Annotated in this window: 15 protein-coding genes; 9 read left to right on the top strand and 6 right to left on the bottom strand. The window is 55.1% G+C overall.

Translation table 11 applies throughout. The annotated features are described in order from the left end of the window. Positions 1–2: 2 nt before the first annotated feature. The 3 genes from ACIRQ6_RS12270 to ACIRQ6_RS12260 are packed head-to-tail and all read left to right on the top strand — an operon-like array spanning position 3 to position 1,920. Entirely contained in the window at positions 3–1,025 is a 1,023-nt protein-coding gene (locus ACIRQ6_RS12270; RefSeq protein WP_420860890.1) for an endonuclease/exonuclease/phosphatase family protein, read from the top strand. A gap of 37 nt (positions 1,026–1,062) precedes the next feature. Beyond that, complete coding sequence (locus ACIRQ6_RS12265; protein WP_420860889.1) at positions 1,063–1,437, top strand: hypothetical protein; 375 nt, start codon at positions 1,063–1,065, stop codon at positions 1,435–1,437. Positions 1,438–1,446: 9 nt separating this feature from the next. Further along, entirely contained in the window at positions 1,447–1,920 is a 474-nt protein-coding gene (locus ACIRQ6_RS12260; RefSeq protein WP_420860888.1) for an OsmC family protein, read from the top strand. Here the strand turns inward: ACIRQ6_RS12260 and ACIRQ6_RS12255 are convergent. Next, a complete protein-coding gene (locus ACIRQ6_RS12255) occupies positions 1,883–3,445 on the bottom strand; it encodes a Ppx/GppA family phosphatase (protein WP_420860887.1) in 1,563 nt (520 codons plus the stop codon). The genes ACIRQ6_RS12260 and ACIRQ6_RS12255 overlap by 38 nt on opposite strands. Before the next feature lie 205 nt (positions 3,446–3,650). On the opposite strand from ACIRQ6_RS12255, the gene ACIRQ6_RS12250 reads away from it, so the two are divergent. After that, complete coding sequence (locus tag ACIRQ6_RS12250; RefSeq protein WP_420860886.1) at positions 3,651–4,580, top strand: carbohydrate kinase family protein; 930 nt, start codon at positions 3,651–3,653, stop codon at positions 4,578–4,580. Here the strand turns inward: ACIRQ6_RS12250 and ACIRQ6_RS12245 are convergent, their stop codons facing one another. The 5 genes from ACIRQ6_RS12245 to ACIRQ6_RS12225 form a co-directional block, all read right to left on the bottom strand. Then, a complete protein-coding gene (locus tag ACIRQ6_RS12245) occupies positions 4,581–6,749 on the bottom strand; it encodes an RNA degradosome polyphosphate kinase (protein WP_420860885.1) in 2,169 nt (722 codons plus the stop codon). Positions 6,750–6,788: 39 nt separating this feature from the next. Then, positions 6,789–7,475 (bottom strand): chromosomal replication initiator DnaA, encoded by a 687-nt coding sequence (locus ACIRQ6_RS12240; protein WP_420860884.1) that lies wholly within the window; start codon positions 7,473–7,475, stop codon positions 6,789–6,791. Continuing rightward, positions 7,472–8,548, bottom strand: a complete 1,077-nt coding sequence (locus ACIRQ6_RS12235) for an AI-2E family transporter (protein WP_420860883.1) — start codon at positions 8,546–8,548, stop codon at positions 7,472–7,474. The genes ACIRQ6_RS12240 and ACIRQ6_RS12235 overlap by 4 nt, the downstream gene beginning before the upstream one ends. Before the next feature lie 52 nt (positions 8,549–8,600). Further along, entirely contained in the window at positions 8,601–9,215 is a 615-nt protein-coding gene (locus ACIRQ6_RS12230) for a DUF6434 domain-containing protein (RefSeq protein ID WP_420860882.1), read from the bottom strand. A 78-nt stretch (positions 9,216–9,293) separates the two neighbouring features. Further along, positions 9,294–9,809, bottom strand: a complete 516-nt coding sequence (locus tag ACIRQ6_RS12225; protein WP_420860881.1) for a fasciclin domain-containing protein — start codon at positions 9,807–9,809, stop codon at positions 9,294–9,296. Between the two features lie 196 nt (positions 9,810–10,005). Between ACIRQ6_RS12225 and proS the strand changes: the two genes are divergently transcribed. The 5 genes from proS to ACIRQ6_RS12200 are packed head-to-tail and all read left to right on the top strand — an operon-like array spanning position 10,006 to position 14,920. Further along, complete coding sequence (gene proS, locus ACIRQ6_RS12220; protein WP_420860880.1) at positions 10,006–11,340, top strand: proline--tRNA ligase; 1,335 nt, start codon at positions 10,006–10,008, stop codon at positions 11,338–11,340. Between the two features lie 8 nt (positions 11,341–11,348). Beyond that, the gene (locus ACIRQ6_RS12215; protein ID WP_420860879.1) at positions 11,349–11,909 is read left to right on the top strand and encodes a peroxiredoxin; all 561 of its coding nucleotides are present in this window, start codon (positions 11,349–11,351) and stop codon (positions 11,907–11,909) included. A 60-nt stretch (positions 11,910–11,969) separates the two neighbouring features. Continuing rightward, positions 11,970–13,256 carry a lipoprotein-releasing ABC transporter permease subunit gene (locus tag ACIRQ6_RS12210; protein ID WP_420860878.1) on the top strand — a complete coding sequence of 429 codons (1,287 nt, stop codon included), beginning with the start codon at positions 11,970–11,972 and terminating at the stop codon, positions 13,254–13,256. After that, positions 13,249–13,923 (top strand): ABC transporter ATP-binding protein, encoded by a 675-nt coding sequence (locus ACIRQ6_RS12205; protein WP_420860877.1) that lies wholly within the window; start codon positions 13,249–13,251, stop codon positions 13,921–13,923. The genes ACIRQ6_RS12210 and ACIRQ6_RS12205 overlap by 8 nt, the downstream gene beginning before the upstream one ends. Before the next feature lie 10 nt (positions 13,924–13,933). Further along, on the top strand, positions 13,934–14,920 hold the full coding sequence (locus ACIRQ6_RS12200) for an Ldh family oxidoreductase (RefSeq protein ID WP_420860876.1): 987 nt from the start codon (positions 13,934–13,936) through the stop codon (positions 14,918–14,920). The last annotated feature ends 60 nt before the right edge of the window (positions 14,921–14,980 follow it).

Genomic DNA, 14,980 nt, shown 5'->3' with positions numbered 1-14,980 from the left:
TTTTGCGCGTCGCCACATACAATGTCGAATGGTTTGACCGATTGTTTGACGATGAAGGCGCGCTTTGCCCCGATACCCGGTGGTCTGGTCGGCGTGATGTCAAAAGGTTCGAACAGATTAAGGCGTTGGGACAGGTCTTTGCAGTTCTGGATGCTGATGCGATTATGGTCATTGAGGCACCGGACACCAGTCGGCGTCGCAGCGGCACCCAAGCGCTGGAACGCTTTGCCCAATACGCTGAATTGCGCGCGAACACGGCCTTGATCGGCTTTGGCAACGACACCCAGCAAGAGATCGCTCTGCTTTATGATCCTGATGCTCTGACAGTCAGCCATGACCCCAAAGGCACCCTGTCTGGACCGCCTCAGGATGCATTTGGGATCCGGTTTGATGGTCAATATGAGATAGATCTGGATATCGATGCAAAGGCGGACCAGATCAAGTTTTCCAAACCGCCGCTAGAAGTTAAGGCCACAACAGCCAAAGGGTTTGAGTTTCAAATGCTTGGCGTCCACGCCAAGTCCAAAGCCCCCCACGGGGCAAAAACCGAGCGCGAGGCGATGAAGCTGTCGATCGCCAACAGACGCAAGCAACTGGCGCAGTGCATTTGGATCCGTGAACGCGTGCAGGCCCATATGGATGCTGCCACGCCGTTGATGGTTTTGGGTGATTTTAACGATGGACCGGGGTTGGACGAGTTTGAACAGCTTTTTGGACGTTCTGGCGTCGAGATCGTGCTGGGCGAGGGGCCTGATGCCTTGTTTGATCCCCATGTGCAAATGGCCCTCACCCAACGGTTTGGCGCGCGTCCGACCACGTCGCGTTTTTTCCTGCGTGACGAGAGGCGATATCTGCAAGCCTTGCTGGATTACATCATGGTCACACCAGAACTGGCCGCGAAAAAGGGGCGTTGGCATATCTGGCACCCGTTTGAGGATCCCGACTGTTTTTCCGATGAAAGTCTGCAAAAAGCCTTGCTAACGGCGTCGGATCATTTCCCGGTGACCTTGGATATCGACATCTGACCTTCAAAAACCCTACGCCGCGACCTATGTTGGACCCATGAAACATATATTTCTTAGTATCTGTCTTGCCCTTGGGACACCTGCCATAGCAGCGGCCGATGATCCAAAACCTGCCCCAACTGACGAAGGGTTTTCCCTGATGGAAGAAGGCGCGCGGATCTTTTTGCGGGGTTTGATGCAAGAGGTTGAACCGGCTATGGACGACCTCAAAGCACTGGCCGAGGACCTGCAACCAAACATGAAGCGCTTGTTGGGGGAGCTGGGCCCTACATTGAACAAACTGGCCGCTTTGATGGAGGACGCCACAGCCTATGAGGCCCCGCAACGTCTGCCAAACGGGGATATCATAATCCGGCGCAAAGAAGACGCGCCACCTTTGACCGTGCCTGATGCGCCAGAAATTGATCTCTAGGGGCCTGACATGGGCGAATTTACAGCGACGGTGATCTGGACCGGCAATCAAGGCACAGGCACCAGTGGCTACCATGACTACGCACGGACCTGGTCTGTGCAATCCCAAGGCAAACCCGAAATTCAGTGTTCAAACGATCCAATGTTGGGCGGGGATCCCAATTTGCACAATCCAGAGGATCTTTTTCTCAGCGCTTTGGCGTCTTGCCATATGTTGTGGTATTTACATCTGGCCAGCGACGCAGGGATTGTCGTTCAGGCCTATTCTGACACACCCATGGGCCAAGGCGAAACATCGCCAAACGGCGCAGGTCGGTTCCTGTCAGCGCAGCTTAATCCGGTGATTACCGTGCCGCAGGGGACGGATGTGACAAAGGCCGCAGCCCTGCACGAGGAAATCCACACCTATTGTTTTATCGCGCGGTCCGTGAATTTTCCGGTGACGATCAAACCAAAGTTTCGGCTTCAGTGCGCAGATACTTGACGTCTGACGTGGCTTCCAATGCCGAAGCCAGCGAGGCAAATCGCGCTTGTGCGACTTCCCCAAACAACGGGGCGGCTTTGGCGCTAAGGACAAGCGTGATGTGCTTTCTCTTAGGTGCCCATTTCAGTTCGACCTTCCCGTTTTGGTCGTTCAACCACATCATGGCGCCCAAACGCATGGCTTTGCCTAGCACTTCGGCTTGCTGAACTTGCGCAGGGTCAATCAGGTCTAACAGCCCATCAAACCGCGTATCCTCGCGCGACCCACGATAGCGGTGCAACAACGCAAGTCCCAAGAAAACACGCTCGGAATGCTTGAGGCCCCCTAGGTTGGCGCGGGTGGCATTGTCAAAACAAACCTCGCCGCGGTAGTCGGGATGCGCGCGCCAGCTGACGTCATGCAACAGGCAGGCCGCCTTGATCAGTCGTTTGGTGTTGTCGGGGGCCGATTTGAACAAAGGTTTCACAAACCCGTTCAATGTCTTGCCAAAACCCGGCAGTCGCGCGTCTTTTTCCTCGGCAAAATAGCAGGCCTCGATCAGCGGATCACGGTCGCGCAAAGCCTGCGGCATTTGCTCATACAGCATGCCTTCTCGGATCCCGTAGCTGGAAATCGCAATGTCCTTGGGTTTGAAACTGCGCACCAACCGCTTGAGGACTTCGGTTGCAATCGGGACCAAGGCAATCCGGCTGCTGGACAGGCCACAGGCGCGGCGCAGGTCCTCGATATCGGATTTAGCAATGAAATCTGCCGTTTTGGCCACGCTGCGGGCACTCATCCGGTATTCATGCAAAACCTGAAGCGGATAATCGTTGCGGTACATATCGATGCGCGCAATGGCCCGCCAAGAGCCCCCCACAAGGAACAGGCGATTAGATTGTGGACCCATTTGATCCACAAGATCCTTCATCACTCGGTCAATTTCCGCTTTGCGCCCTTTTTTGCCTCCCTTAAGGTCGCGCAATTTCAGCGGCCCAAGATCCGAAGTCAGGCGTTTGCCCACGACACCATCATTAATCTCGGCCAATTCCATCGAGGATCCGCCGATGTCGCAGACCAATCCGTAGGATTTTGGCCAGCCCAGCAATACGCCTTGGGCGGACAATCGCGCCTCTTCGCGCCCATCGATGACCCAGATTTTGAGGCCCGTTTTTTCCAAAACCTCCTCGCAAAAATCAGGCCCATCCGTTGCATCGCGCACCGCAGCAGTTGCCACAGCCGTCAAAGGGGCCAGTCCCATGCTTTTGGCCACGGATTGAAACCGCGCGATGGCGGCAACGGCGCGCGTGCGGCCCGAAGGGCTGAGGGTGCCAGTGTCTGCGAGGCCCGCGCCAAGGGCGCACATGATCTTTTCGTTGTAAAAATACGCAGGCGAGCGTGCAGCGCCGTCAAAAACCACCATCCGGACCGAGTTTGACCCGACATCGACCACGCCAACCCGCGACAAGGCGCGCACAGAGGCATCTTTGAACAAAGGGCGCCCAAATCCGCCCCAGTCCTCACTGGTGTCAGAGTTGCCATCCATAATGTGTATCCCCCTGACGCGGTTTTTGCGCCGTTATTTTGGGCAAGTATGTAACAGCGGATAGATCAGCGTCAATCTTGCCCCTGCGGGAATGTTTGACCTTGTCAGTTTTAACTTGCAGCTTGGCTTTGGCTGTTGTGTATGTTCGCGCTAACATGTGGTGAAGTTAATACCGCGCTTAGGGCTGGAAACAAGGAAAACCGATATGATCTTTTGTTGTGGGGAAGCCCTGATCGATATGGTGCCAATCACCAGCGCAGATGGCCGTGAAGGCTTTTCGCCTGCCGCTGGTGGGGCGATTTTCAATACGGCAGTGGCGTTGGGCCGTCTTGGGATCAAAGCAGGCTTTGTCTCGGGCCTGTCGAATGATCTTTTTGGCCAGACGTTGGTGGAGGTTTTGCATGCCTCGCATGTGGACACGACCTATGCAATCCGTTCGGATCGGCCTACGACGCTTGCCTTTGTGCGGCTTACAGATGGCCATGCGACATACACGTTTTACGATGAAAACACGGCGGGTCGGATGATCACTCCGGAAGACTTGCCAGATTTGCCAGAAACGGCGACAGCGCTGTATTTCGGAGGCATTTCCCTGTGTCCAGATCCTGCAGGAGCCACCTATCAGGCGTTTATGCAGGCTCATGCCGCATCCAAAGTCACGATGATTGACCCCAACATTCGCCAAGGTTTCATCACTGATCCCGACGGCTACCGTGCACGGATCATGGCGATGATCGGCATGGCTGATATTGTCAAACTGTCGGACGAGGACCTTGATTGGTTGCTGGAAGGGGCACAAACCCCGGAAGAAAAGTTGGCCGTTATTGCCCAAATGGGCCCCAGCCTATCGATTTTGACCAAGGGCAGTGAAGGCGCCTATGCCCTCAGTGCGGCAGGGCCCGTTTCAGTTGCGGCGCGCAAAGCTATTGTCAAAGATACAGTCGGGGCAGGGGACACGTTTAATGCAGGTGTCTTGGCCTCCCTTGAGGCAAGTGGGGTTTTGACCAAAGTAGCCCTTGCTGACGTATCCGAAGGCATAGTGGCAAAAGCATTGGATTTCGGGGCGCAAGTGGCCGCTGTTACCGTGTCGCGCGATGGGGCAAACCCGCCATGGGCCAACGAATTGCAGGGTTAATCAGTCGTCTGTATGCGTAAGCTGTGGCACATCGCTGGCACCCGCAGATCCGCGTCCTGACAGCGACGGGTTTTCCATGAAAAACCGGTGGCAGTTAAACGCAAATTGCCCTTCAGGGATGGGAGGCCGGATTGAGCGCGCATCAGGGTGCAGCATCCAGCTTTGGGCCACATCAGCAAGGTTTGCCGCCATAATCTGACTGACGATCTGTGCTTTCACCGTGGAATTTGTAATCTCTACAAGGGTTTCAACACGGCGGTTGAGATTACGCCCCATCCAGTCCGCCGACGACATATAGACTTTGGCCTTTTTGCCGGGCAACCCATGGCCGTTGCCAAAACATACGATCCGGCTGTGTTCCAAGAACCGCCCGATCACGGATTTGACCCTGATATTTTCCGACAATCCCACAACACCGGGACGCAAGCCGCATATCCCGCGTAAGACCAGCGAAATTTTCACACCGGCCTGTGAAGCATCGTAAAGGGCATCGATGATCTCACTGTCGATAAGCGAATTCATTTTTGCCCAAATCTCGGCGGGTTTACCGGCGCGAGCATAGTCCGCCTCTTTGGCGATGCGCTCGAGCAGGGTCGATTTTAGACTGAGGGGCGAGATCGCGAGGTTTTCAAGTTTGTCTGGTTCTGCATAACCCGACAGATAATTAAAGACCTTGCCTGCATCGCGGCCCAGAGATTTGTCGCAGGTAAAGAGCGACAGATCAGTATAGATCCGCGCTGTATCGGGGTGATAATTGCCCGTGCCGTAATGCGTATAAGTGACCAAATCATCGCCTTCGCGGCGCACAACCGAACTGATTTTCGCATGAGTTTTGTAGTTGATGAACCCATAGACCACATGGGCGCCAGAGCGTTCCAAACGGCGGGATTGGCGAATATTCGCGGCCTCATCAAAGCGGGCTTTGAGTTCGACCAGTGCAGTCACGGATTTCCCGTCTTCAGCGGCTTCACACAGGGCCGAGACGATGGGGCTTTCTTTCGAAGTTCGATAGAGCGTTTGCTTGATCGCCAAAACATTGGGATCCCGGGCGGCTTGCGCCAAGAACCGCACAACCATGTCAAAGGTTTCATAGGGATGGTGCAGCAACATGTCCTTCTGGCGGATTGCGGCAAACATATCCCCATCGTGGTCGCTGACCCTTTCCGGAACGCGGGGGGTAAAGCTGGGCCATAGCAGATCAGGCCGCGCATCCGACACCAATTGCCCCAAATCCGCGATCCCGGTCATCCCGTCGATTTCGATTACCTCATCGTCGGTAACCCCGAGTTCTTCCATAATAAGGCGTTTGAGGCCACTTGGGGCGTTGGCACTGATCTTCATCCGAACCACTTCGCCCCGACGCCGCCGTTTCAGAGCAACCTCAAATTCGCGCACCAGATCTTCGGCTTCGTCTTCCAGTTCCAAATCACTGTCGCGCAAAATTCGGAAATTGCAGTGGCGTTCCATGGTGTAGCCGGGAAAGAGGCTGGAGATATGCAACAAAAGCACTTCTTCCATTGGCAAATAGCGCAGACCGCCGTCCGATGGCAGTGCTACAAAGCGCGCCACCTGCGTGGGGATCGGTAGCAAGGCTCGCAAGGGTGTCTTATCTTTGGTGCGCCGCAGTTGCAGCGCCAATGCAAACCCTTCGTTTGGCAGGAACGGAAACGGGTGTGCTGGATCAATGGCAAGGGGCGACAAGACCGGGAAAATCTTGGACAAAAACACGTCTTTAAGGAAAGTCTTGTCCGCTTCCGTAACGGTATCGGCGTTCAGAATATGAATGCCTTTGGCGTCCAGCGCGTCCTTTAGCGTCAAATAGATCTTTTGCTGATGCCGCATCAAATCGCGCGCATCGGTTGATATCAACGCCAATTGTTCCGCTGGCGTGCGCCCGTCTGCGGCAGGCGTTGTGTTGCCCGCGCGGGCCAACTCGCGCAGGCCTGCCACGCGCACTGAATAAAACTCGTCCAGATTGGTCGCCGAAATCGACAAAAAGCGCAGCCGTTCCAGCAACGGCACTTTGACGTTTTCAGCTTCTTCCAAAACCCGCCAATTAAAGGCCAGCCATGATAATTCGCGATTGAAGAACCGTTCGGGCCCGGAAATATCAAAATCCGCCTCTTGGGCAGGCGGAAAATCAGCGGTCAGAAAATCTGTTTCGGTCATAAAGCGGGCTTGCCTGCGGTTTGTAACACCAAGACGACACTATGCCTGCGCGGCGGCAAGTTTGTCCAGTGCTTGGGCCGCGACGGTCCGGTTCAATGGTTTGCGCGTACGCAGGGCGATACGGTCCATTTCGTCGACCAAAGCTGTTGCATGGGCAAAAGACCGTTCCATGTGAGTGGTGAGATAGGTCAACACCTTGGCCGGGGGCGTCAATTGACGGTCTGCAAACTGCTTGACCATGACCATTGCCAAAAGTTGATCATCAGGGGCCAAAAGCTGTGCAAGAGCTGTTCCTTGAACCCGTGAGGCCAGATCAGGCAGGGCAATGGGCCAAACCGATGGTTCATCCGTACCGGTCAGCAACAAAGTGCCGCCCTCTGCAAGGATTAGGTTGTGGGCGTGAAACAGCGCGGTTTCGGCATCTGGGTCCCCGGCAGCTTCGTGCAAATCTTCGATAACGACAAAGGCTTTTTGGGCGATCCCCGCCACGCTATCCAATGTGACGTCTTTGGCCGCAAATACCTGTGCGCCAGTTTGTTCCGCCCACACATGGGCCAAATGCGTTTTGCCTGATTTTGCAGGCCCACAGAGCAGCATTTTGCGATTGCTCCAATTTCCAGGCTTTTCCAACAGGGCCAAAGCCACATGATTTGATGGGCTGACGAAAAAAGCATCGCGCCCCAGCGCAGGAACACTGGGCAGATCAAACGTCAGTTGCGTGTTCACTGGTCTGTCTCGTCCTGCGTGGCTGCGATACCCTGATACAGCCTGCCATCTTTGTATTGGCTGATCGCAAAGCGCGCCAAAACCCCTAGCATTGCAGCCACGGGAACGGCCACCAACATGCCAACAAAACCAAACAAAGATCCAAAGACGGACAAGGCAAACAACAGCCAAACCGGATGCAATCCAACAGAGGATCCAACCAGTTTTGGGGTCAAGACATTGCCCTCAATCATCTGACCAATGACAAAGACCACGACAACCGCCCCAAGCGAGCCCCACATGCCCCAAAACTGGAACAGCCCCAAACCAATGGCCAAGGCCCCACCGACCAAAGCGCCCACATAAGGAATGAATGAAATCAGCCCGGCGACAAAGCCTACGACAAGGCCAAACTGCAGCCCGACCAGCATCAAGGCGACGGCATAATAAATCCCCAAAATCAGACAAACCGTGCCTTGGCCCCGGATAAATGAGGCCAGCGTTCTGTCAATTTCTTGCGCCAATTTGCGGATTGTTGGGGCATGATCACGAGGCAACAGATCGTCGATACGGGCCGTCATATTGTCCCAATCCAGCAGCAAATAGAATGCAACAACTGGGACAATGACCACTAATACGGCGATGTTGATCAGCCCTTTGGCCGAGGTCAAAACCGAGTTCAGCAGCGCACCGCCTTTGGATTGGATTGCCTCACCAAAGGTTTGTAATTGCTGGCGAATAGGGCTGTCTTCAACCATCAACGACGGAAACCGATCGGTCAAAAATGTTTGTAAATCTGCAAACAGCTTGGGTGCGACGTTGATCAATTGGCCTGCTTGTTCGACCAAGGTCGGGATCACCAGCAAGATCATCAAAACAAAGATCAAAATCGCAACCAGCGTGATCAACGTGGTGGCGATCACCCTTGGGGCGCCCATGCGTTCCAAACGATCTGCAATCGGGTCCAAACAATAGGCGATTGCCCCACCCAAAACGAAGGGCAAAATCACATCGCCCAAAAACCACAAAAGAACAAACAACACAGCGGTTGCAATGCCCCAATATCGGGCTTGAGTTTCAACGGGCAGGCCCATGGTGCGGATCCTTCTTGAGGTGCTCTTTACATCGCGTATGCGGGACGCCGTTTCAAGGGGGATCGCCCAATTCAAGATCGCTGGGCGCATAGACATGCCTGCCATTGGGCGATGGCAACTGTCGTTTTAACGCCCAGTAATGGCGTACCTCCTTAAGGCCCAATTCGGGATTGTCCGCCAAAAAGTCGCGGGTATATTGATTGAACTGGTTGTGGTGAGCAATTTCGCTTTGGTAGTTCGGATCTTTGGTCGCGGCTTGCTGCTCTTTGAATGCCTCAACCGCATCGGCTAGGGTTTTGCCCGTGTTGTCCTTCATCCATTTCATAAAGGCGATATTGAATTTAAATCCGTCGCCCAGCTGACTTTTGAAAAAGCGTCGCGCGTTTTGACTGTTTTTGTAGCTGTCAGTGATCACAGTTTCAGGGGTTAAATCCGCGCTATGCCAGTCAAGTTTCGACTTAGGCTTGGTGCGAATGTCGCCGGGCCAGACCGTTTCGCCGGTATCAAGAGTATGACAAATCCGCTCTAGAATGGTGAATTTGCCATCGGTGGTTTTGACGCCAAGGATCTTCGCGTAGTCCACCAATTCGGCCTTAAGCCAATACCACTGGCGCAAGTCATCGCCAGTGGTCAGTGTCTCAATTGCGGGGCGGGCTGATTTGGTCATGGTGCAATGCTAAACGGCTTTGCGCACCAAATCAGCCTTTTTGTTTGCTGAAATATCCCCGCCGGAGGCATTCCGCCTTTAGTGGCAGGCCGGACGTGTGCCGGGCAACAGAACTTTGTCGACGACATGGATAACACCATTGTCGGCTTTGATGTTCGCGATCACGACATTGGCCATTTCGCCCGTGCCATCTGCAATCATAACGCCCTCAGCACCTTTGGTGATGCACAAACGTTCCGAGGCCAAAACCGGTTTAAAATAATTGGAACCCGCTGGGATCATCTCGGCGGTCAGGTTACGGTCGTCTACATGATAGAGTAGCACATTGGTCAGCTGGTCTTTGTTTTCTGGCTGCAACAGTGTCTCGACAGTGCCTTCTGGCAAGGCCGCGAATGCGTCATTTACTGGGGCAAACACAGTGAACGGGCCATCGCCCTGCAGTGTCTCAACAAGGCCAGCAGCGGTCACAGCTGCGACAAGTGTGGAAAAGCGGTCGTCGCCTGCGGCGATATCGACGATTGTGTTGGCAGTGGCAGCGCCCCCTGTCAGGGTCAATGCAGCTACAGTGGCGACAGTCTTGAAGATCGTTTTCATCGGTCTTACCTCGTTTGTTTGGGTCCCATGCTCGGGGCATGTGGTTAGAGGTACGGCGCCTTGAACGCACTGGGTCATGTGGCACACGGCCCTGTGATCTGCCGCGAGGGTTTCGTGAACGTTCAAACGGCGGCTTGTCTCGGTCCCGCTGCCCCGCTAAACCCTGTGCAAACACCTGTTTTCCAAAGGGATTGCCATGCGCCTCAGCCGATACTTTTTGCCCGTTTTGAAAGAAAACCCTGCGGACGCACAAATCGTCAGTCATAGGCTTATGTTACGGGCTGGCATGATCAAACAGTCTGCCGCTGGGATCTACTCGTGGCTGCCGCTTGGGTACAAAGTCCTCAAAAACATCGAAAACATCGTCCACGAAGAGCAGGCCAAAGCAGGCCATATCGCGATGCAGATGCCCACAATCCAGTCCGCTGATCTGTGGCGTGAAAGCGGGCGCTATGATGCGTTTGGCGATGAAATGCTGCGCATCAAGGACCGTCACGACCGCGATATGCTATTCACGCCAACGGCCGAGGAACTGATCACCGACATCTTCCGCGGCGCGGTGAACAGCTACAAAGACCTGCCTTTGACCATGTATCAAATCCAGTGGAAGTTCCGAGATGAACGCCGTCCACGCTTTGGTGTGATGCGGGGTCGCGAGTTTTACATGAAAGACGGTTACAACTTTGATCTGACCAAAGAGGATGCGCTGCACGCCTACAACCGCCACTTGGTCAGTTATCTGCGCACCTATGAACGCATGGGCCTTCAGGCAATTCCAATGCGCGCCGACAGTGGCGCCATGGGCGGGGATGACACGCACGAGTTTTTGGTTCTGGCCGAAACGGGCGAAAGCGAAGTGTTCTATGACAGTGCCGTGACGGATCTGACCTTTGGGGATCGAGAGATTGATTACGATAGCGTCGAAGATTGCGCCGCCATCATGACCGAGTTTACCACAAAATACGCACGCACTGATGAAACCCATGACGAGGCGCTGTTTAATGAAGTGCCAGAAGAGCGCCGTCGCACTGCGCGGGGCATCGAAGTGGGCCAAATCTTCTATTTTGGGACCAAGTATTCCGAAAGCATGAACGCAACGGTGCAAGGCCCTGATGGCAAGCCTGCGCTGGTGCATATGGGCAGCCACGGTATTGGAGTGTCGCGACTTTTGGGCGCGATCATTGAAGCCAGCCATGACGAAAAGGGCATCATTTGGCCCGAGGGTGTTACTCCGTTCCATGTCGGGATCGTCAATCTCAAGCAAGGCGACGATGAAGCGGACGCCGCCTGTCAGTCGCTTTATGATGCGATCACGGCACTAGGCCTAGAACCGCTGTATGATGATCGCAACGAACGCGCTGGTGGCAAGTTCGCAACGATGGATCTGATCGGCCTGCCATGGCGGATCACGGTGGGGCCGCGCGGCCTCAAGAATGGGGTTGTAGAATTGACCAGCCGTAAAACTGGCGAAAGCGAAGAAATGCCGCCAGAACAAGCGGTTGCACGGATCGCGGCGATCTATCAAAGCTAAAAGAGATCATGGCGCAAAACCTCAACCAAGTGGATTGGAGCAAAATCCCAGCCCCGGACGATGACGGTTCTGCAGCGCATCTGGAAGGCATGACTTTGCCCAATGTGGCTCTGGCTGTCTCCAAAGGGGGCATGGTCGATCTGGGTGCACTTCAGGGCTGTGTTGTGCTCTATATCTATCCGCGCACTGGCAGGCCGGATCAGGACTTGCCTAAGGGCTGGGACATGATCCCCGGCGCGCGGGGCTGCACACCCCAATCCTGCGCCTTTCGTGACCATTTCACTGAGTTGCAAGCGCTGGGCGTCGATCACCTTTATGGGCTGTCGACCCAAGATACCGACTACCAAGCAGAGGCCGCACACCGCATGCATCTGCCCTTTGCTTTGCTGAGTGATTTGGATTTGACTTTTGCGGACGCTCTGAGCCTGCCGCGTTTTGAGACAGATGGCATGACCCTGCTAAACCGCATGACGTTGATTGCCCGGGAGGGCGCCATTGAAAAGGTGTTTTACCCGGTCTTCCCACCGGACCAAAATGCGCAGGATGTGGCCGACTATCTACGGGCCTGATTGCTTGACCTGAGCCGCTGCAACCCGCAAGGTCTGACCAACAAAATGGGGTGAGCAACCATGGCCGGATCAACCGCGCCTTTCGCACGATTTGAATGGATGATTGCATGGCGCTACCTGCGGGCCAAACGGGCCGAGGGGGGTGTCAGTGTGATGACCTGGATCAGTTTGATCGGCATCACTTTAGCCGTTTTTGCCTTGATCGCGACCCTTGCGGTGCGCTCGGGGTTTCGAGCCGAATTTGTCGATACGATCCTTGGCGCAAACGCCCATGTGACGGTCTACCGATCCCTTGATGTGGCAGCGTCTGGTGCCACTTCGCGCACCATCGAAGACTTTGACGCCGTCGCCGCCAAGATCGCCGCGATCGAGGGCGTGACCCGCGTGGCCCCTTTGATCAAAGGCAATGTGATGGCCAACGCTACTGATCGCAATGCAGGCGTCGAGGTGTTTGGCATCACGTTGGACAATCTTAAAACGATCCCGCGCATCGCCCAACCCGAAGAAGGCTGGGGCGACATCAACCGGTTTGATAAAGGTGTGGCGTTAGGGTCCGGCGTGGCGCGCGAATTGGGCGTGGCCATTGGAGACCGCGTGAAAATCATCTCGCCCAACGGGGTGCGCACGGCCTTTGGAACCAGTCCTCGGGTCAACGCCTACGAGGTCGTCTATATCTTTACCGCAGGGCGTTTTGATATCGACCGCACCCGCGTTTATATGCCGTTTGAGGCAGCACAAATGTTCTTTAACCGCGATGGTGTGGCAGACGAATTTGAGGTCATGGTGGCCGAGCCAGAAAAAGTCGACGACCTAACCATGCAGTTGATTGACGCCGGTGGCGAACGCACGTTGCTGTGGACCTGGCGTGATGCCTCTGGATCCTTTCTGCGCGCGCTTGATATCGAAGACAACGTGATGTTCATCATCCTATCGATTTTGGTTCTGATCGCAGCAATGAACATTGTCAGTGGCCTTATCATGCTGGTCAAAAACAAAGGGCGTGATATCGGAATTTTGCGCACCATGGGTCTGACTGAAGGGTCGATCCTGCGGGTATTTTTCATCTGTGGGGCTTTTACCGGCCTGATTGGCACTACGCTGGGCGTGATCCTTGGTTGCCTTTTTGCACTTTATATTGATCCGATTTTTTCCATCGTAAATTCCATTGGCGCAGGCGGCGTTTGGGATCCCTCGATCCGGGGCCTGTACCGGTTGCCCGCACAACTGCGGTTCGAAGACGTGGCATCTGCTGTGGCACTGTCATTGGGCCTGTCGTTTGTGGTGACTATCTTTCCCGCCCGGCGGGCCGCACGGATGAACCCGGTCGAGGCCTTGCGCTATGAATAATACGCTGGAATTGCAGGGCATCTCCAAGGCCTACACCAAAGGCGTGGCGGGGCGGATCGAAGTGCTTAGTGGTGCTGATCTGACCGTTGCAAAGGGCGAGGTTGTAGCCCTTGTCGCGCCCTCTGGTGCTGGTAAATCAACCCTCCTGCATATCGCGGGTTTGCTGGACAGCCCCGACAAGGGCACAGTGAAGATTGATGGCGTGGATATGACCACGCTCAGCGATCGCAAACGCACAACCGCGCGCCGTGATCAGGTTGGGTTCATCTACCAGTTTCATCACCTTCTGCCGGAATTTTCCGCGCTGGAGAATATTGTTTTGCCGCAATTGGCCAATGGTATCAGTCAAGCCAAGGCCGAGGCCCACGCACTGAACCTACTGGACAAAGTTGGTGTTAAACCCCGTGCAGCCCATCGCCCCGCAGAGCTTTCAGGGGGCGAACAACAGCGCGTTGCATTTTGCCGTGCTTTGGCCAACGCGCCCGCACTCCTGTTGGCTGACGAACCAACGGGCAATCTGGACCCCACAACTTCCGATCAAGTTTTCGCAGCCTTGATGGAATTGGTGCGCGACACGGGATTGTCGGCACTTATTGCCACTCATAACCTAGACCTTGCTGCACGCATGGACCGCCAAGTGACCTTGGCAAACGGCGTGCTGAGTTGAAAGAGACGCCATGCCCATAGTTGATATCGACACCATTCGCACCACCAGCAAAGCCGCGCTTGAGGCCCATGGAGCGTCCCCTTGGATCGCCGCAGAAGTGGCCAATGCCGTTGCGATGGCCGAGGCCCATGGCAATGTCATTTGTGGGCTCTATTATTTGGAAAGCTATTGCCTACAATTGGTATCTGGTCGCGTAAACGGCACGGTTGATCCCGTGGTCAGCGCTCCTAAACCCAGCGCCATTTCAACAGACGCAAAATTCGGCTTTGCCCAGCCCGCATTTGCGCGCGGTCTACCCGCAGCGTTAGAGGCGGTGGCGCAGCAAGGCATGGCGCATTTGGCCGTGAGCAATGCGCATACTTGCACATCCTTGGGCTATTTCACCGAAGCCATTGCGCGGGCTGGCTATATGGCCATCGGGTTCACCAATGCCTCGCCTGTTGTCGCCCCTCCTGGTGGTAACGCGGCCGTTTTGGGAACCAATCCGATTGCCATGTCTGTGCCAGATGGGCAGGGCGGTTTAGCAATGCATTTCGATTTTTCAACCTCGGCTGTGGCCCTTGGCAAAATCACCATGGCCAAGGCCGCAGGCGAGGCGATCCCTTTGGGATGGGCGGTTGATGCGCAGGGTCAACCAACAACGGATCCTGTCGCTGCCTTGGGCGGATCACTTGTCAGCGCGGGCGGCTACAAGGGTTGGGGGTTTGGCCTCATGGCAGAGCTTTTGGCGGCGGGCATGACCGGCTCGGTCAATTCGCTGGACGTTTCGGGATTAAAACTGGCGGACGGCGCGCCCCATGGGTTGGGTCAGTTCTATCTGCTGCTTGACACGGCGGTTCATGGGGATGCTTTTCCTGCTCGGTTGGCCCGAGTGGCCGAAGCTGTGGCGTCCCAAGACGGGGCGCGTCTGCCGGGGGCCATGCGGCAGGCCGCCGCTAAAGTGGATGTGCCAGATGCCTTGTGGACCCAGTCGCAGGCTTTGGCGGGATTGTCTTAATACCTTTTAAAATAAGGTAAAAACCTACATAAATGCCGTTTACTATTGGGCTTCACAGGT

The organism is Algirhabdus cladophorae (assembly GCF_044772865.1).
GTDB classification, from domain to species: domain Bacteria; phylum Pseudomonadota; class Alphaproteobacteria; order Rhodobacterales; family Rhodobacteraceae; genus Algirhabdus; species Algirhabdus cladophorae.
Note: the sequence above shows the minus strand (reverse complement) of the source record. Positions and strands in the feature narration are given on the sequence as shown.